Annotated in this window: 17 protein-coding genes; 3 read left to right on the top strand and 14 right to left on the bottom strand. The window is 71.7% G+C overall.

Annotation, left to right across the window (positions count from 1 at the left end; all coding sequences use genetic code 11):
• Positions 1–212: 212 nt before the first annotated feature.
• From ACIBX3_RS30305 to ACIBX3_RS30260, 10 genes are all read right to left on the bottom strand, one after another.
• The gene (locus tag ACIBX3_RS30305) at positions 213–1424 is read right to left on the bottom strand and encodes a serine/threonine-protein kinase (RefSeq protein ID WP_397122853.1); all 1212 of its coding nucleotides are present in this window, start codon (positions 1422–1424) and stop codon (positions 213–215) included.
• Between the two features lie 35 nt (positions 1425–1459).
• Positions 1460–3253, bottom strand: a complete 1794-nt coding sequence (locus tag ACIBX3_RS30300; protein ID WP_397122851.1) for a serine/threonine-protein kinase — start codon at positions 3251–3253, stop codon at positions 1460–1462.
• 16 nt (positions 3254–3269) lie between these two features.
• Positions 3270–5312 carry a protein kinase gene (locus tag ACIBX3_RS30295; protein ID WP_397122849.1) on the bottom strand — a complete coding sequence of 681 codons (2043 nt, stop codon included), beginning with the start codon at positions 5310–5312 and terminating at the stop codon, positions 3270–3272.
• Between the two features lie 121 nt (positions 5313–5433).
• Positions 5434–5946 (bottom strand): YbaK/EbsC family protein, encoded by a 513-nt coding sequence (locus ACIBX3_RS30290; protein ID WP_397122847.1) that lies wholly within the window; start codon positions 5944–5946, stop codon positions 5434–5436.
• Positions 5947–6007: 61 nt separating this feature from the next.
• Entirely contained in the window at positions 6008–7558 is a 1551-nt protein-coding gene (locus ACIBX3_RS30285) for a flavin monoamine oxidase family protein (protein WP_397122845.1), read from the bottom strand.
• Positions 7559–7671: 113 nt separating this feature from the next.
• Positions 7672–8514 (bottom strand): M55 family metallopeptidase, encoded by an 843-nt coding sequence (locus tag ACIBX3_RS30280; RefSeq protein ID WP_397122843.1) that lies wholly within the window; start codon positions 8512–8514, stop codon positions 7672–7674.
• Between the two features lie 34 nt (positions 8515–8548).
• Positions 8549–9754, bottom strand: a complete 1206-nt coding sequence (locus ACIBX3_RS30275) for a DUF6395 domain-containing protein (protein ID WP_397122841.1) — start codon at positions 9752–9754, stop codon at positions 8549–8551.
• Positions 9745–10119: a hypothetical protein gene (locus ACIBX3_RS30270; RefSeq protein ID WP_397122839.1), complete on the bottom strand. Its 375-nt coding sequence runs from the start codon at positions 10117–10119 to the stop codon at positions 9745–9747. Before ACIBX3_RS30270 ends, ACIBX3_RS30275 begins: the two co-directional genes overlap by 10 nt.
• 226 nt (positions 10120–10345) lie before the next feature.
• A complete protein-coding gene (locus tag ACIBX3_RS30265; RefSeq protein ID WP_397122837.1) occupies positions 10346–11119 on the bottom strand; it encodes an enoyl-CoA hydratase/isomerase family protein in 774 nt (257 codons plus the stop codon).
• Positions 11120–11139: 20 nt separating this feature from the next.
• Entirely contained in the window at positions 11140–11793 is a 654-nt protein-coding gene (locus ACIBX3_RS30260; protein ID WP_397122835.1) for an endonuclease, read from the bottom strand.
• Between the two features lie 97 nt (positions 11794–11890).
• Here ACIBX3_RS30260 and ACIBX3_RS30255 point away from each other — a divergent pair, with 97 nt between their 5' ends.
• The gene (locus tag ACIBX3_RS30255) at positions 11891–12175 is read left to right on the top strand and encodes a HesB/IscA family protein (protein WP_397122833.1); all 285 of its coding nucleotides are present in this window, start codon (positions 11891–11893) and stop codon (positions 12173–12175) included.
• Here ACIBX3_RS30255 and ACIBX3_RS30250 read toward each other — a convergent pair.
• Positions 12172–12858 (bottom strand): CBS domain-containing protein, encoded by a 687-nt coding sequence (locus ACIBX3_RS30250; protein ID WP_397122831.1) that lies wholly within the window; start codon positions 12856–12858, stop codon positions 12172–12174. The genes ACIBX3_RS30255 and ACIBX3_RS30250 overlap by 4 nt on opposite strands.
• 84 nt (positions 12859–12942) lie before the next feature.
• On the opposite strand from ACIBX3_RS30250, the gene ACIBX3_RS30245 reads away from it, so the two are divergent.
• Positions 12943–14961 carry a CehA/McbA family metallohydrolase gene (locus tag ACIBX3_RS30245; RefSeq protein WP_397122829.1) on the top strand — a complete coding sequence of 673 codons (2019 nt, stop codon included), beginning with the start codon at positions 12943–12945 and terminating at the stop codon, positions 14959–14961.
• On the opposite strand, the gene ACIBX3_RS30240 is transcribed toward ACIBX3_RS30245, so the two are convergent.
• Positions 14958–15656 (bottom strand): helix-turn-helix transcriptional regulator, encoded by a 699-nt coding sequence (locus tag ACIBX3_RS30240; RefSeq protein ID WP_397122827.1) that lies wholly within the window; start codon positions 15654–15656, stop codon positions 14958–14960. The genes ACIBX3_RS30245 and ACIBX3_RS30240 overlap by 4 nt on opposite strands.
• Before the next feature lie 87 nt (positions 15657–15743).
• Here ACIBX3_RS30240 and ACIBX3_RS30235 point away from each other — a divergent pair, with 87 nt between their 5' ends.
• Positions 15744–16151, top strand: coding sequence for a hypothetical protein (locus ACIBX3_RS30235; RefSeq protein ID WP_397122825.1), 408 nt, complete (start codon positions 15744–15746; stop codon positions 16149–16151).
• A gap of 77 nt (positions 16152–16228) precedes the next feature.
• On the opposite strand, the gene ACIBX3_RS30230 is transcribed toward ACIBX3_RS30235, so the two are convergent.
• Together ACIBX3_RS30230 and ACIBX3_RS30225 are read right to left on the bottom strand one after the other, a co-directional pair.
• Positions 16229–17371: an ImmA/IrrE family metallo-endopeptidase gene (locus ACIBX3_RS30230; protein WP_397122823.1), complete on the bottom strand. Its 1143-nt coding sequence runs from the start codon at positions 17369–17371 to the stop codon at positions 16229–16231.
• Entirely contained in the window at positions 17364–18092 is a 729-nt protein-coding gene (locus ACIBX3_RS30225; protein ID WP_397122821.1) for a hypothetical protein, read from the bottom strand. The genes ACIBX3_RS30230 and ACIBX3_RS30225 overlap by 8 nt, the downstream gene beginning before the upstream one ends.
• Positions 18093–18239: the final 147 nt, after the last annotated feature.

Below are 18239 nucleotides of genomic sequence, written 5' to 3'. Positions count from 1 at the left end.
GGTGGCCGACCTCCCGTTTCGCGTGCGCCACCGCGTCGCTGCGGTGGGCGCCGGATGCAATGCTGTCCAGACTGCCAGGTGTCCTCCGGGCTCCCGGCAGAGGGTGGCTTGTCGCGTCATGTTACCCATGGGTAGCTTACGCGCAAACCGCCGGGTGCGCGGCCGACACGAATGCCACCATACCGAGCTTCATTCTGGTGGTGCTCATCAGGTCAGGCCGACAGCAGGAACACGATCCCGAGCACCAGCGCCGTGCCCGCGAACAGCGCGAGCGTCAACGTGCTGAACAGCGCGGCCAGCCCGAAGCAGAGACCGACGACCCCGGCCACGCTCGCCATGTCCGTGATCACGCGACTGCGGCGGTGAACGCTGCGCGAGAACAGCGCCACCCCCGCGTCCGACACCACGGCCAGCGCGTACGCCGCCAGCAGGAAGAGCGCGACCTCAGGCAGCGGCTCGCGCGCCGCGGCGGCCAGCAGCGACACGAACAGCCCCGAGCCGATCACCCAGCGCCTGCGTACCTTCTCGCGATGCCTGGCCCTCGACTCCTCCACCGACCGGCGATGCCGCTCCTTGCCGGGCCGCTCCTTGCCGGGCCGCCACTCGCGGGTGACCGTCTCGTCGGCCACCCGGGCGGACCGGCGGGGAGGAGCCGGCACGTGGGCGACTCCCAGCCGGTCGCAGAGCTGCGCGGCCGTCGGCCGTGCGGCCGGGTCGGCGGACAGGCATTCCCGTAACAGCGGCTCCAGCCACTCGGGCACGCCCTCCAGATCCGGCGGATGATGGACGACCCGGTAGGCGACCGCGGAGGCCGGACCCTGCCCGTACGGCTGCCGCCCGGTCGCCGCGTACGCCAGCGTCGCCCCTAAGGAGAACACGTCGGCCGGCATGCCCACCGGCCGGCCCTCCAGCACCTCGGGAGCCAGGTAGCCGGGCGTGCCGACCACCGCGCCGGAGGCGGTGACCGACAGCGTGTCGAGCGCGCTGGCGATGCCGAAGTCGATCACGACAGGATCGCCCTCGGCGATGATCACGTTGGCCGGCTTGAGATCGCGGTGGATCACCCCTGCCTCGTGCATGGCCAGCAGCGCGTCGGCGAGCCCGACCGCCAGCCTGCGCAGGTCCTCGACGGGGACCTTCACGGCGCTCAGGGGGCGGCCCTGGACGTAGCGGGTCACGAGGTAGGGTCTGGCGCCGTCCAGCGAGGCATCGAGCAACTCCGCCACGTGCGGCCCGCCGACCCTGCGCATGGTCTCCACCTCGCGCGCCAGCCGGACGAGGGCGCCCCCGTCGGCCGCGACGTGCGGGTGCAGCACCTTGACCGCCACCGTGCGTCCCTCGGGGTCGAGCGCGAGGTGCACCTCCCCGAACCCGCCCGCCCCGAGCCGGGAGAGGAGCTCATAGGAGCCGAGGTGCTCGCTCATATCTGTACTGTCCCCCTGGGAGCCGACGGGGACACTCAGAACCAGTTGGTCAGGAATCCCAGCCCGAGGTCCTCCAGCAGGCTGCCGATCAGCCCGCTGATCAGCCCGATCGTGCTCTGCCTGGCGTCGCTGGCCAGGTCGTTGATCACCGACTCCGGCGCCTGCCACGGTGACCACACCGTCTCCTGTCCCAGCGCGAACATCACCGCGAACAGCGCGGCCGTGCCCACCAGCACGACCGCGACCAGGGCCGCGCCCGGGCTGCGCAGCACGCCGGTGAGCGAACGGGTGACGGCCTTGCGCGGCGCGCCGCCGCCGGGCAGCACGAACAGGCCGGCCACGAACGCCCCGGCCCCGTAGGCGGCCGCATCGTTGACGCTGTAGCCCCCCCAGTAGAGGACGCCCCACACGCACACGCCGAACAGCAGCGCCAGCGGCACGTGCACCGCCGTGACGAGCGCGGACTTCACCAGCGCCCACGGCGTGCCGACCAGCGCGAGCAGCGGGTCGGCCGCGCTGCTCCCGCGCACCTGACGCCTCTTGACCAGGTCACCGAACAGGTATTCGCCCAGCCGGAGCACCAGCGCCAGCGCGACGGCCACCGCGCCCGCCATGACGGGCATCATGACGGTCAGCGCCACCAGCGTGACCAGCAGCAGCAACCCGGTGAACTGGGCGCCGAACAGGTATCTCTTGCGCTCGGCCGGCGGAGTGTACTGGCGCGGCGCGGGCGGCGGGGTGTACGGCCTGACCTGCGACGGCGCCGTGGACGGCGGCGCGGGGTAGCCGGCCACCCGCTGGTCGGGACGCGGCGGCCGGGCCGAGATCGGCGCGGGAACGTAAGGCGGCGGCTTCTCCGGGGGCTGCTTCTCCCGGGGCCGCTTCTCCCGCGGTCGCGGAGGCGGCGCCGCCGGCTTGGCGTACTCGACCGGCGGCAGCAGGTCGTTGTAGGAGTCCATGACCCGCGTGCCGCCACCCATGCGCTTGGTGCCGGTCGGGCCGTCGAACGACGTCTCGTTGAACGTGGTCACCGACGGGTCGAGCGCCCTGGCCATCCGCAGCAGCTCCTGCGCGCTGGGCCGGGCCGCCGGGTCCACCTGCAGCGCCCGGCCGAGCCAGCCGCGCAGCCATGCGGGCGCCTTGTCGAGCTGCGCCCGCCCTTCCATGATGTTGAAGCAGACCGCCTCGAACGTTCCCGTGCCGAACGGCGGCGCTCCCGTCGCGGCGAAGAACACCGTCGAGGCCAGCGCGTGCACGTCGGCCGCCTGGGTGATGTCAGAGTCGCGGATGATCTCCGGCGCCAGGTAGCCCGGCGTGCCGACGAACATGCCCGTCTGCGTCAGCCGGGTCGCGTTCACCAGGTGGGCGATGCCGAAGTCGATGACCAGCGGCTCGCCGTTCACCAGCATGACGTTGGACGGCTTGAAGTCGCGGTGGATCACGTCGGCCGCGTGGATCGCCACCAGCGCCTGGCACAGCCCCTGAGCCAGCTTGATGACCTCACGCGCCGGCAGAGCGCCGTCGGACAGGACGGTGTCCTCCAGCGTGCGGCCGGGCGCGAAGCGCGTCACGACGTACGGCTGGCCGCCGACGAGCTCCGCGTCGATCACCTCTGCCACGCGCTGGCTGCGTACCCGGCGCATGGTCTCGACCTCGCGGGTCAGCCGGTCGCGGGCCTTGAGGTCGGCTGCCACGTGCGGGTGGAGCACCTTGATGGCGACCTCTCGACCCTCCGTGTCCAGACCGAGGTGGACCACCCCCATGCCGCCTTCGCCGATCTTCCTGACCAGCCGGTACGGGCCGAGGCGTTCTGGTGCTTGGGTGCTCATCGCCGCCTTCCCCGCGTCATCCGCCGGTGTTCCCCCTCAGACCTTTGAGCTGCTTGACCACTGGATCGACGTTCAGCGGAGTCCATACGGCCTCCCCCTTCGGCTCGTCCACGAACGTGTTGTACGCGGGGATGAGCGAGAGCGCGGCCCCCGCCGCGAGGACTCCCGCCAAAACCATCGCCGCTGTTCTCGAGGGTACGAGCGATGAGAGCGTTCTGCGCATCTGTTTGCCAGGACCCTCCACTCCGGGACCTGCGCATACGGTCCACAGCGCGACCGCGGCACCCCAGGCCAGCGCGTAATACGCGTCCGTTCCTGCCACCACGGTGAGCAGCAACGTCACCGGGAGCCCCAGGATGAGCGCGTAGAGCGCCAGGGCCAGCGTGATGCCCACGGACTTGGCCAGAGCCGCCGGATAGGCGAACACCCTGATCACGTCGAGCGCCGCGGCCCCCACGGCCCGGCGGCCCGACAGCTGGGGCTGCGCCAGGTCGGCCGCGCGCAGCAGCACCGCGAACGGGATCGCCACGACCGCCACGATCACCGGCGCCAGCACGGTCGCCACGGTGATGATGACGAGCAGCATCGTGCTCGCCACTCCGTACGCCCTGGAACGCTGCAGCACCTTGCCAGGAGCCGAGGCCGGGATGTACGGCTCCCGCTTGGTCATCGGGTCCGGCTGGTATTGGGGCTGCGCCGGGATGTACGGCGGCGGCTGGACCGGGGTCGGGCTCGGCCTGCCGTAGTCGGGCATGTCGGGGCCGCGGCCCACCCTGCCGTAGTCCGAGCCGTGGACGGGACCGGGAGCGTGGCCGGGCCCGGGGCCGGGGCCGGGCATGCTCGGGACCGGTCGTCCCACGTCGGGGCTCGAGAGCCTGCCGTAGTCCGGCGAGTCGGGGCGTACGCGCCTGGTCGGCACGTCGGTCTCACCCGGCGGGGCCGGGCGGGCGTTGGCCTGCTGGTGCGGCCACGGCTGGCTGGGCGGGACCGCCGCGCCCTCGCGCTGGATCTGCCGCATCTCCTCGGGCGTCACCCTGCGGGTCGGCCACGGGTCGCCCTGGTTGGGCAGCAGCGAGACGTACGGCTGCTCCTGCTGCGGCGGCACGGCGGGCTGGGGCTCCTGGCCTTCGAGGAACCGCCTGGGCGTCACCGGAGGCGTCGAGATGTCGTACGACGGCTTGTCCGTCACGAGCGGCGGCGGCCGGCTCGGTGCCTGGGCGTCCGATCGCGGCATGGTGGAGATCTCGTCGGGCACGCTGCCCGGCGCCGGCTTGGGCAGCAGCCTGGCGGTCTGCTCAGCCAGCTCGGGCGCCTTGGGACGCTTGGCCGGGTTGCGCTGGAAGGCCGCCTTGAGCAGCGGCTGCAACGTCGCCGGAGCGGCGCTGACGTCGGCCTTGCCCGCGGTGATGTTGTAGAAGACCATCTCCAGCGTGCCCTTGCCGAAGGGCGGCTGGCCGGTCGCCGCGAACAGCAGCGTGCCCGCCCAGGCGTGGATGTCGACCTCCGGCCCCGCTTCCTGCCCCTCGATGATCTCGGGCGCCAGGTAGCCGGGGGTGCCGATGAACATGCCGGTCTGCGTCAGCCGCGTCGCGTCGACCGCCTGCGCGATGCCGAAGTCGATCAGAACGGGCTCGCCGTCCAGGATCATGACGTTGCCCGGCTTGAGATCGCGGTGGATGACCCCCACCGAGTGCACGGCGGCCAGCGCCGCCGCCACCCCGTGCGCGAGCCTGACCAGCGCGGGCAGGTCGAGGGGGCCGTCGTCCTTGACGATCTCGTCGAGCGGACGACCCGGTACGAAACGAGTGACGATGTACGGACGATGACCGGTTACGTCGGCGTCGACGACCTCGGCGATGTATTTGCTCCGGACCCGGCGCATGGTCTCGACCTCGCGCGAAAGCCGCCGCCTGGCGACCTCGTCGCCGGCGACCTCTCCGCGCAGGACCTTGACCGCCACCTGCCGCCCCTGCGGGTCGACAGCGAGGTGGACAACGCCCATCCCGCCTTCACCGAGCCGCCTGAGCAGCCGGTAAGGGCCTAGTCGGTCATCGTTCATGGCATGAAGCACCATACCGGCTTAATCCCCGCCCACGAGATGAACCATGAGGCCACATTCCCACTCGTACAACGTCCAAGATGGCCCCATCGGTTTCCCAATCAACGGTCTCGAATCGGCCTCAGTTTGCTAGAGCCAGGACTTCGGCGCGCTTCAGTCCGGCCAGCGCGGCACCGGAGACGGCGAGTTTCGACCTGCGTACGCCGCTTCCGATCACCACCCTCGGGTGCTCGGCGACGTGCGTGTCGACCAGGATCGGCCACTCGTCCGGCAGGCCGAGCGGCGTGATGCCGCCGTATTCCATCCCGGTCAGCTCCACCGCCTCGGCCATCGGCGCGAAGCTCGCCTTCCGGGCGTCGAGATGCCTGCGTACCACGCCGTTCACGTCGACTCGCATCGTCGCGAGCACCATGCAGGCGGCGTAACGCGTCTCGCCGCCCCGTTTGGCCGCCACGACCACGCAGTTGGCCGACTCGTCGAGCCGTACGCCGTACCGCTCGCAGAACGCCGCGGTGTCGGCGAGATCGGGGTCGATCTCGGCCACCTCGACGCCCTCCGCGCTCGCCAGGGCGAGCGCCACAGGATCGGCCAGCAGGTCGGTGCGTTCGGTCGCGGGGACCCAGTGCAACGTCATCCCATCTCCTCGATCGCCTTTCCCCCAAACCCTATGGTGGTCCCGGGAGCGGCGAGCGACGTCACGGAGACTGCAACACGCGCTGATGCAGCCGGGTGACGGCGCCGCGGGCGGACTCCATGGCCCCGGCCTGCCAAGCGATCAGGTGGGTGAGCCAGTCGCCCGCGAAGTACACCCTTCCGGCGGGGCGTTGCAGAAGAGTGAAGGACGAATCAAAGGCGGGCCAGCGTACCCACCCTCCTTGGATGTGCGGCTGGCGCTCCCAGGCGATGGAGACGCTGGACAGGAGGCTCTGGCGGTACTTCTCGCCGTGGATCTTCTTGCCCTGGGTGAGGGCGCGGCTTCTCCTGTCCTCGGGGGTGAGGGCGCCGTACAGCTCGGCGTCGCGCTCGGTGTTGTAGTAGCCGACGATGACGCCGCGTTCGGCGTGGTAGTCGTGGGACGGATACCAGATGTGGGTGATGTCCAGGTCCGTCTCGGTCACGCCGCCGTAGATGCGGTCGTCCAGCTCCCACCAGCGCTTGCCGTACTCCAGGCCGATCTTGCCGGCGGCGATCGGGACCGGGGTCTGGAGGGCGGCGGTGACCTCGGCGCCGAGGTTGTGCGGGATCTTGGCGAGGAGGTGGGGCGGAAGGGTGGCGACGCAGTAGTCGGCCTTGACGCCGCCACCGTCCCAGGCGACCTCGACGCCGTCGTCCAGCGTGGTGATCTTGGTGACCTTGGTGCCCGTCCTGATGCGGTCCCGGCCGACGGCCTCGGTGAGTTTGGCGACGATCGTGTCCATGCCGCCGACCGGCTGGAACATGGGGGTGGCCATGTCGTAGCCGAAGTCGTTGACGATCGCTCGGCCGGTGCCGGCGGCGAGGACCTGGCGGAGGGAGGCCGGGGGGTCGATGGGGGTGCCGGTATCTATTGCCGGATATTTCACGAAACCGCGGCGGAAGGAGCCTTCGTACTCCAGTTTGGGGCCCAGGTCGCCGAACCTCCTGAGGAACTCGAGGAGGCGGTCCTGGTCGTCCTTGGTGATGCTCTTGTCGAGGGCGCCGATGTTCGTGGCCTTGGCCAGGAGTTCGGCTACGTAGCCGTACATGTCGGCTCTCGCCGTCCGGGCCCGTACCGTCCGGCCGTTGGTGTGGATGTAGGCGGAGGCGTTGTGGTTGACGAACGTCTCGATGGGGACGCCCAGCTCGCGGCAGTAGTCCAGGGTCACCATCCACGGGGCGATCCGGCCCGGGCCCGCGTTGAAGTAGGCGCCCTCGCCGAACTTCGCCTCCTGGGTGGGGCCGTTCAGCTCGGGGAGCCGGTCGCCGCCGCGCAACGTCAGGTTCCTGCCGCCCGCCTTCTCCCTGGCCTCCAGGAGGGTGCAGTCGTAGCCCGCCTTGCCCAGTTCGTACGCGGCGGTCAGGCCCGCGACGCCCGCGCCCAGGATCACCACCTTGGCGGCCGCCTTCCCGCGCAGGCTGAAGTCGCCGGGCCTGGGGGCCGCGAACTGCTTGTCCTGCTCGGACGGCGCCAGGCCCAGGGCGCCCATGGCGGCGTACATGGCGCCCGCGCCACCCACCGCCCCGATCCCGACGAGCAACCCCCGCCGGGTCAGCACCGCCCTTTCCACGTCACCCGCTCCCTACACCCGATCCCACAGATCCACACCGATCCACCGCCCGACCGCCTGATATCGGGCGCATGCGCGCTCGCCCGCGACGTGACACGAACCGGCTCACGCCGTCAGCCATAAGGGCCGCTGCCGCAGGCGACCTGGCCGCCGATCGTGGCGAAGATGCCGAACAGCGCCATGATCTGGGTGAAGTCGTCGGTGGTGAACTCGATGTGGCGGGCGCCGACCGACTTCACGCCGGGGACCAGCGCCACGGCGGCGGCGATGGCGGTGGAGTTCCACTCCACCCCAAGCGTGTACGGCGCCGCCAGCCGGTACGGCGTGAAGTCGCTCAACCTGCTGAGGGCCCGAGCCGTGGCCTCACGGATGCGAGCCTGGGCGACGCTCGGCGGCAGCAACTCGGCCGAGAATTTGTCGATCCCCCTCTTCACCGCGACCGTCTCGACATCGCCGAGCACTTCACGCGCCTCTTCCCCCACGGCCTCGTCCCCGGTGACCAGCACCACCGGCACGCCGTGGAACCCGGCGCACGCCGCGACGAGCCGGGTCTCGCCGCACAGCTCGCCGTTGAGGTAGACGTTCTGGATCTCCTTGCCCATCCAGGTGTGGTTGAGGACGCCGTCCTGCACGCCGGCCCGGGCGTGATAGCCGACGAAACAGGCGGCCTGGAACGACCCGTCGAGCCCCTGCGCCATCCGCTGCGCCTTGCCGGGGCCCCGGATGAGGCTGGCCCGCGGGTCCAGCAGGTCGATCCTGAGGTTCTTGGTGGAGCCGTGGGCGTCGTTGACCAGCACGCCGGTCGCCCCAGCGGCGAACGCCCCTTCGACGGCGGCGTTGGCGTCGGCGGTCATCAGCTCGCACCCACGCTCGTAACCGCGCTTGCCCGCGTGCATCTCCTCGGGGTCGGTGAGCCCCGTCACGCCCTCCATGTCCACCGACAGATAAACCTTCACGCACCCAACTCCTCAGCTGGCTCGCACCCCGGGGTCAGGACCCCCATGTCTCCACCCGGCGGGCCTCGGCCTCGGTCATGAACCCGACCTCGGCCGTCATGAACGCGGCCGCCTGGTCCCGCCACGGCGCCGGGATCTCGTCGATCGCCGGCGGGTAACAATGATCGAGCCAGCTCGTGGACTCCTCGGTGGCCTCGAAGTAGTCCAGTGCCGGAGCGAAGAGCGTCTTCTCGATGCCCGGTACGCGCGCCAGCCCGTACTCGATCATCTCCTGTCCCCCGTACGGCGGCTTCCTGAGCCACTTGCGGGCGATCGGGCGGTCGGCGGTGATGGGGGTGTCGAGGGGGCGGCGCTCGACGGCGGCCTGGATGAGCTCCTTGTACAGGCACTTCCCGCACGTCCGGCAGGGCCCGTCCGTCCCGCGCAGGCACCAGCGGACGTGGCCTCTGAGCTCGGAGTCCAGGGCCACGCGCATGGTGATCGCCTCGCTGACGCCGCCGACGGGCAGCACGAGGTGCACGCCCACCGCGGCGAACAGCCTCCCCCACTTGCCGTGCGGCGCCCACATGGGGTTGTCCGCGGTGTACCGGTGCAGGTAGCGGCCGCCGCCCAGCCAGCGCGAGCCGAGCTCGTAGCCGAAGCCCAGCCCTCCGAGGTCCAGCCGGTCGGCCAGGAGCAGCGCACCTGCGGCCACCGCGTGGTGCTCCGGGTAGCCGGGGCGGGGCTCGGCGAGCGTGTACTCGAGATCGGACGTGACGGTGGTCACCTGCCGCCCGGTCGTCGCGGCCAGCTTGGCCAGCACGTCGGACCGATAGTGCGGCCACCGGTTGGGGATGCGGCGGTGCGGCACCCGCTGGAAGTGCAGGAAGGGCGCTTCGGGGTAGATCGTGGCCGCGGCCACGGAGTCGGCGCCGCCGCTGTACGAGATCGCGAGCGTACGCCCGGCCTGCCGCGCCTCCGCTCCCACGGGACCGGCCTCGACGCCCCAGCCGTCGTGGAGCGCCGCGGCGACCTCGGCGGAGACGGCCCGGTCGAAGGAGACGCGGCCGCGGGTCCACGGCGCGACGACCGTCCAGGCGGCGACGGCGAACAGGTCCGGGTGGGCGTCGTCCGGGACCCCGCCGATCGAGCAGGAGTTGGTGGCCAGCTTGACGGGGTGCTCGTCCGACGCCTTTCCGGTGATCTCGTCCTCGGGGTCGAGCCGGAAGGTCAGCTCCCCGCCGGTCCACGTCACGCGCACGGCCGCTCCCCCTGTTCGGGATCCGCGGCGGTGACGTGGCGCGCCCGCAGGTCGTCGATGGCCTGCCAGACGAGGACCTCGTTCTGCAGCACGCCGTCCAGGGCCTTCGCCGTCTCCTGGGCCAGCCGGTACGTGTCCTCGATCTTCGCCTTGTCGACCGTGACCGGGTCGGCCGTGACCGGCGGGCGGGTTTTCCTGAGGCGTTCCACCTCGGCCTGGAGCGTGGTGACCTCCCGCCGCAACGTCTGGACCTCCCAGAGCGCGTCCCTGATGTCCTGACGATGATCGGCGATGGAGATGTAACGGGAGTCGAACCAGGTACGCACGGCCTTTCGTAGCCGAGCAGGGATGGGGACGCGCATCATGAACTGTCACGATACTGGCAAAGTCATGACCAAATAGACGGGCTGTCGGAATGGGTCGGGCTTTGTATGAGCCCGTTCCTGACCACCGTGTTCCGTAACCAGCCGTGTTCCGTAACCAGCCGTGTTCCGTAACCAGCCGTGTTCCGTAACCAGCCGTGTTCCGTAACCACCAGGCGCGGGACGGCGACTCGGCGGGACCGCCGGCGAGCCGTTCGTGTGGCCGGGCCTATTGGCCGGTGAACTTGGGCTTGGCCTTCTCGGTGAACGCGCGCATGCCGATCTTCGCGTCGTCCGTGGCGAAGAGCCCGGAGAACTGCAGGCGCTCGATCTCCAGCCCCGTGTCCAGATCCACCTCCAGGCCCTGGTCGACGGCCTGCTTGGCGGCGCGCAGCGCGACCGTGGGACCGCCGGCGAACGTGGCGGCCCATTCGAGGGCGGCCGTGTAGACCTGCTCGTCCGGCACCACCCGGTCCACCAGCCCCATCTGCAGCGCCTCGGCGGCGGGGACGTGGCGGCCGGTGAAGATGAGGTCCTTGGCGCGGGCCGGGCCGATCAGGCGGGGCAGACGCTGGGTGCCTCCGGCGCCCGGGATGATGCCCAGCAGGATCTCCGGCTGTCCCAGCTTGGCCGACTCGCCGGCGACCCGGAAGTCGGCGCACAGGGCGAGCTCGCAGCCGCCCCCCAGGGCGTAGCCGGTGATGGCGGCGATGACCGGCTTGCCGATCCGGGCGACCGCCGTGAAGCACGCCTGGAGTGTGCGGGAATGAGTGGACATGTCCGCGTAGGACATGTCGGCCATCTCCTTGATGTCCGCGCCCGCGGCGAACACCTTCTCGCCGCCGTAGACGATGACCGCCTGCACCTGCGGATCCGCGTCCACGATGGTGGCCGCCTCGGCGATCTCCAGCTGGACCTGGCCGTTGAGCGCGTTCATCTTCGGACGGTCAAGACGGATCGTGGCGATCTGGTCGGCCACCTCGACGCTCACAAACTCACCCATGGTCCGAACTTAACAGGCCCCTAGTGGGCGGCGGACTTCACCTCGTCCACGGTCTTCTTGCTGCGCGACACCCGTACGAGGGCCGCCGACAGACGGGCCAGTTCGTCGTTGGAGTGGGCCAGCGCGGCGAGCGGGCGGGCCTGGCGCGGCAGGCCGAGCTTGCCCGCGCCGTCCAGCACCCGCTGGTCCAGGTGCGGCGCGACCTGGGGCCACACGGCCTGGACCTCGCGCAGGAAGATGTCCGCGCCGGTCGGCCCGATGCCCGGGAACTCCATCAGCAACGAGGCGATCCTGCGGTCCTCGCCCTTCGCCTCGTCGCGCAGCCGCCGCAGGTCGCCCTTCCAGCGGTCGGTGAGCAGCTCGGCGCCGTTGCCGAGCATGGTGGCGGTACGTTCGTCGTAGCGGCGGTAGTGGCCGCGGCCCAGCGCGTCCACCCGGTCCTGCCAGCTCGCCTCCAGCATGCCCTTGGGCGTCCCGTACCCGGCCTTGAACAGCTCCTTGGCGGCCGACACCGCGACGTCGGCGGAGATCCGCGCGCTGAGCAGGGTGGCCAGGACGAGCAGCTGGTACAGCGGCTTCGGCTGGTCGGACAGCTTGATGCCGGCCTCGCCCGCGAACGTGCGGCCGTAGCGGTCGAGCAGCACGTCAAGGATGGCTTTGTCGGTCTTGCCCATGCCGGTCCGCCTACCCGGCGGAGCTGTCCGCATGCCCGCGTTTGGGCACAGGGCTCGTGGGGAGGCGGAGGTTGCTTGAGGGGGAAGGAGCTCGCCTGTGCTGACATTGACCGACAAAGCCGTCGCCGCGATCCGCGACGTGATGGCCGGCGTGGACGTGCCCGCGGACGCCGGCCTGCGCATCTCCGCGAAGGCCGGCGAGGCCGGTGCGCTCGAACTCGCCCTGGCCAGCCAGCCGCAGGCCGGCGACCAGGTCATCGAGAAGGGGGACGTACGCGTTTTCGTCGCCGAGGACACGGTGGCGATCCTGGACGACAAGGCGCTCGACGCCCAGCCGGGCACGCCGGGGCAGCCGGCCTTCCGCCTGGACCGGCAGTCCTAGCCCAGGTCCGACTCCGACGCCTGCGGGCGGACGTCGCCGAGCCCGAACAGTCCCACCAGCGTGCCGTCCGCGTGCGTGACGACGACGTGGTCCACCTTGGCACGGTCCATGCGCTGGATCAGCGGTTCGAGCTGCTCGCTCGGGCGTACGGTGGTCACCCCGACGCGCATGGCCTGCTCGGCGGTGCCGCTCATGTCGGCGCCCTTGAGCTCGCGCGACCCGACGACGCCCTGCACCACGTCGTCCTCGTCGACCACCACGGCGAGTCCCGCCGGGTCGCCGAGGATGCGCTCGGTCAGCTCGTCCAGCGGGTCGTCAAGACCGGCGGTCACGGGATCGCGGCGGACGTTCTGCGACACCAGGTGGGCCTCTCCCTCGTACGGGAGGTCCGCCGCCAGCCAGTCCATCTTGCCCGCCCCGTAGTCGTGCACGTCGCCGAAGCCGAGGCGTTCGAGCCGGTGGGCGGCGCGCGGGCTCAGGTCGCACAGCCAGTCGTGGCAGTAGACGACGACCGGCCGCGCCGGGTCCAGCGCCGAGGGGTCGCCGAGGGCGGCGAGGGGCAGGTTCACGGCCCTGGGCAGGTGCGCCCACGCGTACTCCTCCTCCGGCAGCACCTCGACCAGTTGGGCCTGCCGGGCGGCGACCAGGTCCTGTACGGCTTCGCGATCGATGATGTGCGTCATGCGATCCCCGTACCCGCAGAAGGCGCTCGCATGGCCGCGGCCCGCGTGTCACGATGACGGCGCGTCCATCTCAGGGGGTGTCCGATGTGTGACGATCCGCTGCTTCCCGGCCCGGTCGCCCGCGCGCTGGCCGACTACCGTTCCCTGCGCGACGCCCACGGGGTCCGCTGGGGCGAGCCGCCCCTGACGTACGTCGTCCAGGCCTGGGCCACGGTCTTCCTCGACCGCCGGTACGACTTCTGGACGACCGGCCTGCGCCAGGTCGCCGAGCGCTACCCGGACCTGCCCGCAGAAGAGCTGGAGGACCACCTGGGCGAGGTGGACGTCGACCGGGTGGTGCGCGACGCGCTCGCCGGCGACGTCGTGGACAACCTGCCCGCGCTGCGCCTCACCCCGGAGGGCTGCGCGGTGGCGGCCGACCCGCGGGTGCTGCTGGGCGACGGCCCCTTCCGCACGTCCCTGCTGCTGGACTCCAGCAGGGACGAGCCGGTGACGGTGGTCGTGGACGGCACGGCGTACGAGGTGCCGCCGCGCGGCGCCAAGATCGTCGAGGCGGCGGGAGAGGTCACCGTCGACGGCCGGCCGGTTGACCTGTCGCCGCTGGCCAGGCGGGCGGCCGCGGCGGCGATCAGGGTGCGGGCCGGGTTCCCCTGCCGGTGGAGCGTGACGGGCGCGAACGGCCAGGGCTGGTACCCCGAGGGCGCGCCGCCCAAGGTGGACTCCCTCCGCAGGCCGTACTTCCACGGCGACGACCTCGTGGTGCCCGTGCCCGCCGAGCCGGTCACGGTGACGGTGGCCAGGGGCATGGAGTACACATCGTCCGAGATCGTCGTCACTCCCGAGGCGGGCGCGGAGACGCTGGTCGAGCTGGCGCCCGAGCGGCTGTACGACGCCGCCGCCCGCGGCTGGTACGGCGGCGACCTGCACGTCCACCTCAACTGGATGGGCGAGGAGCCCGCCGCCCCCGCGCTGGCCGCGGCCGCGCAGCACGGCGAGGACCTGCACGTGCTCAACCTGGTGGCGGGCAACGTGGCGAGCGAGCGGGTCTACGACGTGGAGGCGCTGGCGCACTGGGCGGGCGAGGACCTGCCGTGGTCGGACGAGCGGCACCTGGCCAGGCTCGGCGTCGAATACCGCAGCGACCTCGTCGGGCACGTGACCGCGTTCGGCCTGCGCGGGCTGCCCGAGCGCTACCACACGGGGTTCCTCGGCTCTGTGGACTGGCCGCCCAACACGGCCGCCCTGGAGGAGCTGCGCGCGCTCGGCGGGCTCACCGGGTACGGGCATCCGTTCCACACGGCGTTCGGCGACGACGATCCGCCCGACGTGGTGCTCGACCGGGCGCGCGACTGCTCCGCCAGGGAGATCGTCGCCGACGCGGCGCTGGGCCTGATCGACACCCTGGACGTGCTCAACCACTCCTCGATCGCCGCCACCGCCGCCGTCTACCGGCGCTTGATCGGCGCGGGCAACCGGCTCGCGGTCACCGCGGGCACCGACGCCGTGCTGTCCTTCTGCCGCCGCGGCACCGCGTCGAGCCCGCCGGGCTGGGAACGGGTGTACGCGCACGTCGGCGGCCCGCTCACCGCCGAGTCCTACGCCGAGGCGATCATGCTCGGCCGCACGTTCGCCACCACGGGGCCGTGGCTGGAGTTCACCGTGAACGGGCACGGGCCCGGCGACACGCTGGAGCTGGCCCCCGGGCAGCGGGTGGAGATCGCGGTGTCCTCGATCGGGCCCGAGGTCGAGCGCCTGGAGATCCGCACCGCGGCGGGCGTGCTGGCGCAGGGGCCGCCCGGGCGGCTGGTCACGTCGCTGGTGGTGAGCGAGCCGACGTACGTGGTGGCCGTGGCCTCGGGCGGGCCGCACCCGCGCGCCTTCCACCGCAGCGGCGCCTACGCGCACACCAGCCCGGTGTACCTGGACGTCGCGGGTTCGCAGGTGGCCAGGGAGGCCGACGTGCGGTGGTGCCTGGCCTGGCTGGACCGGCTGGAGGTACTGCTGCGCGAGTTCGGCACGTTCGAGATCGAGGAGCAGCTGGGCGACCACCTGGAGTTGTACGAGCGGGCCAGGGCCGTCTACCGGGGGCGGCTGGCCACCTAGCCCTCCAGGGCGAGGCTCACGCAGCAGCGGTTGTCGCCGGGTTCGAGCCTGGCGGCCACCTTGGGCGGCGCGAGACGCTCCACCAGGCCCGTGATCAGGGCGTGGTTCATGTGGCAGACCAGCTCCCGCTGCGCCTCGGCGAGGGCGTGGAAGGGGCAGTTGGCCATGATGGTGCGCGCGCCCTCGTGCCGCGGCTCGTACCCGTGCTCGGCCAGCGCCGCGGCCGCGAGGTCCAGGGCCGCCTGCGGGGTGGCCGGGCGGCCCTCGGCGGCCAGCGCCGCGCCGCCCATCGAGGCGCCGTGCGCGGCGGCCACCCGGTGCAGCACCTCCATGACGGGCGCGCCGGTCCTGGCCGACTCGGCGATGGCGTCGGCCATGAGCCGCCCGGCGAGCAGGTATTCGCGGGTGGGCAGGGACACGGCGAACTCGCGGGCCGCGCGGCGGTACAGCTTCGAGCTGCGGCCCGCGCCCGGCCCGGTGCGACCGGTGAGCCGGGCGTAGACGGCCTCGAGCAGCCCCTCTGACTCCAGCCGGTCGAGGTGGAACTTGGCCTTGTGGTGGGCGATCCCGACCGCGGCGGCGGCCTGGTCGCGGCTCACGGGGCCGGGCTGCGCGCACACGAACAGGTACAGCTCCCGGCGTACGGGATCGGCGAGGGCGCCGATGCCCGTGATGTTCTGCTCGACTCCGCGCACCAGTCAGCCTTTCTAACGGAGAAAGCCATTGACGTTACAAGGATTGACTCTCTAACGTACAAAATAACATCCGTTAGGAGTAGACCCATGAGAACCGATCTATCCACTCGCCTGAAGAATCCCTCCTATCAGGCGTTCGCCCTGCTTCGCACTGGGTTCACGGTCGCGCCGATCCTGTTCGGGCTCGACAAGTTCACCAACATCCTGACCGAGTGGACGGCCTATCTGGCGCCGTGGATCGACAACCTCGTCCCCGGCGACGCCGCGATGGCCATGCGGATCGTCGGGGTGATCGAGATCCTGGCGGGCCTGCTGGTCGCGTTCGCGCCCCGGATCGGGGCGTACGTCGTCGCCCTCTGGCTCGCCGGCATCATCGTCAACCTGCTGACGCTGTCCGGGTTCTACGACATCGCGCTGCGCGACTTCGGCCTCATGATCGGGGCACTCGCGCTGGGCAGGCTCGCCCAGGCGTACACCCCTCACCGGGATGGCTAGACCTGGCACGGTCGCGCGGCTCGCGCGGGGGGAGCCCGTGCCGGGTGCGCGGGCACGCCCCATCGGACAGGTGTGCCCTACGGGACGAGCTTGAGCGAGGGGCGTTGGTCGGGCAGGCCGATGAGCTCGCGTACCCGGTCGATGGGCCAGGCCAGCTCCCTGGCCAGGGTGGCGGCGGTCAGATCGGCCTCCCGGGTGGCCAGGTCGAAGGCGTGGGCCAGCAGGACGGGCTGCTCACCCGGATAGCCGGAGACGGGCTCGTTGGTGAAGCCCGGCTGGTCGCGCAGCGCGGCCAGGCGCTGGTAGGCGCGGCTCGCCGCCGAGTCGGAGATCAGCCCCGTCTCGCGGCACCGGTAGAGCAGGGAGTCGACCGACACGCCCCAGGTCCGCCGCAGCTCGGCGAGCCTGCGCAGGTCGGCGCGGAGCGGCAGCTGGGGCAGGATGCTGTCGCGCGGCGTCAGGAACTCGGCGGCGAACGCGTCGGCCTCGCGCTCCTGATGGGTGTCGCCCGCGGCGGTGTCGCCATGGAGGACGAGGTGGCCCAGCTCGTGCGCGGCGGTGAAGCGGTGGCGGTAGATGTCGTCGAATCTGTTGGGGGTCAGCACGACGATGGGCCGCGGCAGGCTGGAGGTGGAGAAGGCGTCGACGGTGACCGCGTCGGGGTCGTGCCTCGGGAAGGCCACGACGATGCCGTGCGCCTCCATGCGGCGTACGAGGTGACTGATCGGGCCGGTGCCCAGTCCCCAGTGGGCGCGCAGCGCCCGGGCGGCGCCGGCCGGGTCGCGGGGCAGCGCGGAGTGCATCTCGCCGCCCGCGAACCCCGGCAGGTCCACGGCGGGCAGCTGGACCCGCCGCTCCAGGGCGTAGGTCAGCTCCCACACCTGCTCGACGAACGCCACGGCCTTGGCGCGCTGGTAGGCGCGGGTGGAGCGCAGACTGCGGAAATGCGCCATGGAGCCGTCGAGCTTGCCATGAGGCCGCCCCGGCAGGAAGAACGCCATGGGCACCTCGAGCACGTCGGCCAGCCGCGGCACCAGATCCGGGCGCGGCCGGGTGACCCCCGCCTCGTACTGGCCGACCGCGGCGGGGGAGACGCCGAGGTGCTCGGCCACCTCCTTCTTCGTCAGCGCGGCCAGGTGGCGGGCCTGGGTGAGACGGGTGGCGTCGAACGCGTCGGCGACCGCCTGCGGAGTCGGCGGACCTGCTCGGAACTTACTCACCGCTCGCGGCTTCTGCCCTGATATCGTGCATGGCCCGCGTGCGCGGATTGAGCGCCGGCGTGGGCATGGCGCCCTGGTCGAACGCGGCCGCGGGCAGCGACGTCTGCTCGGAGCCGGCCGGCGCGGCCAGCGGGATCTCCTCGCAGTGGTGCCAGCGCAGGCTGCCGGTGCGGTCCAGCAGCTCGGCCTCGCCCCACCAGGCGTCGAGCAGCCCGGCGTGGGCGTTGCAGGCGTACGCGATCAGCACCAGGCTGGTGTCGCCGGGCAGATCGCTCAGCGCCTCGGCCACCGGCACCGCGTGCGGCGCCACGTCGTGCAGCGCGAGCTGCCGCATGACGGGCTCGGGCCCGAACCGGTTGAACAGGGCCTGCACCAGCGCCGACGGGCGGCCCTCGCCGATGCGCGCGCTCATCACGCTCACGGAGCGGTCCCTGGCGTAGCGGAACGGGAACAGCAGCTTGCCGTCCAGCACCACCAGCTCGTGCGGCGACCCGGCCGGCTTGACGATCCGCACGTCCCCCATGTCCTCGAACGTCTCGGCCAGCGCCTCGAACTTGCGCGACATGAGCGTGAACCCGAACGGGTGCGTGTGGTCGGTCTGCGCCGCCGTCTGGGCGTCGCGGGCGTTGTCCAGGGCGACCGACAGCGCCTCGGCGATCCCCTGTCTGATCACCGGCGCACGCTGTCCGAACGTCTCCTGGGCCCACCGCGACACCAGCATGCGCACACCTCCGCAACGCTTTGCCCAGCAGCATCCGCGCACCGGAGCCGCTTTATTTTCCAGCATCATAGTGTCGTTCCCGCTTCACGAAGCCGCTTCCCTGGACGGCGTGTCGCCTCCGTCCCGTCGCTCGACTCGCCGGGGCGG

It is taken from the genome of Nonomuraea sp. NPDC049480 (assembly GCF_044465905.1).
GTDB lineage: Bacteria > Actinomycetota > Actinomycetes > Streptosporangiales > Streptosporangiaceae > Nonomuraea.
The sequence above is the reverse complement of the archived record's forward strand: the minus strand, read 5'-3'. Positions and strand labels throughout refer to the sequence as shown.

Excerpts from the sequence above, each read along its gene's own strand:
- ACIBX3_RS30305 (WP_397122853.1), bottom strand. The coding sequence starts at position 1,424 with ATGAGCGAGCACCTCGGCTCCTATGAGCTCCTCTCCCGGCTCGGGGCG.
- ACIBX3_RS30300 (WP_397122851.1), bottom strand. The coding sequence starts at position 3,253 with ATGAGCACCCAAGCACCAGAACGCCTCGGCCCGTACCGGCTGGTCAGG.
- ACIBX3_RS30295 (WP_397122849.1), bottom strand. The coding sequence starts at position 5,312 with ATGAACGATGACCGACTAGGCCCTTACCGGCTGCTCAGGCGGCTCGGT.
- ACIBX3_RS30290 (WP_397122847.1), bottom strand. The coding sequence starts at position 5,946 with ATGACGTTGCACTGGGTCCCCGCGACCGAACGCACCGACCTGCTGGCC.
- ACIBX3_RS30270 (WP_397122839.1), bottom strand. The coding sequence starts at position 10,119 with ATGATGCGCGTCCCCATCCCTGCTCGGCTACGAAAGGCCGTGCGTACC.
- ACIBX3_RS30265 (WP_397122837.1), bottom strand. The coding sequence starts at position 11,119 with ATGGGTGAGTTTGTGAGCGTCGAGGTGGCCGACCAGATCGCCACGATC.
- ACIBX3_RS30260 (WP_397122835.1), bottom strand. The coding sequence starts at position 11,793 with ATGGGCAAGACCGACAAAGCCATCCTTGACGTGCTGCTCGACCGCTAC.
- ACIBX3_RS30250 (WP_397122831.1), bottom strand. The coding sequence starts at position 12,858 with ATGACGCACATCATCGATCGCGAAGCCGTACAGGACCTGGTCGCCGCC.
- ACIBX3_RS30245 (WP_397122829.1), top strand. The coding sequence starts at position 12,943 with ATGTGTGACGATCCGCTGCTTCCCGGCCCGGTCGCCCGCGCGCTGGCC.
- ACIBX3_RS30235 (WP_397122825.1), top strand. The coding sequence starts at position 15,744 with ATGAGAACCGATCTATCCACTCGCCTGAAGAATCCCTCCTATCAGGCG.
- ACIBX3_RS30225 (WP_397122821.1), bottom strand. The coding sequence starts at position 18,092 with ATGCTGGTGTCGCGGTGGGCCCAGGAGACGTTCGGACAGCGTGCGCCG.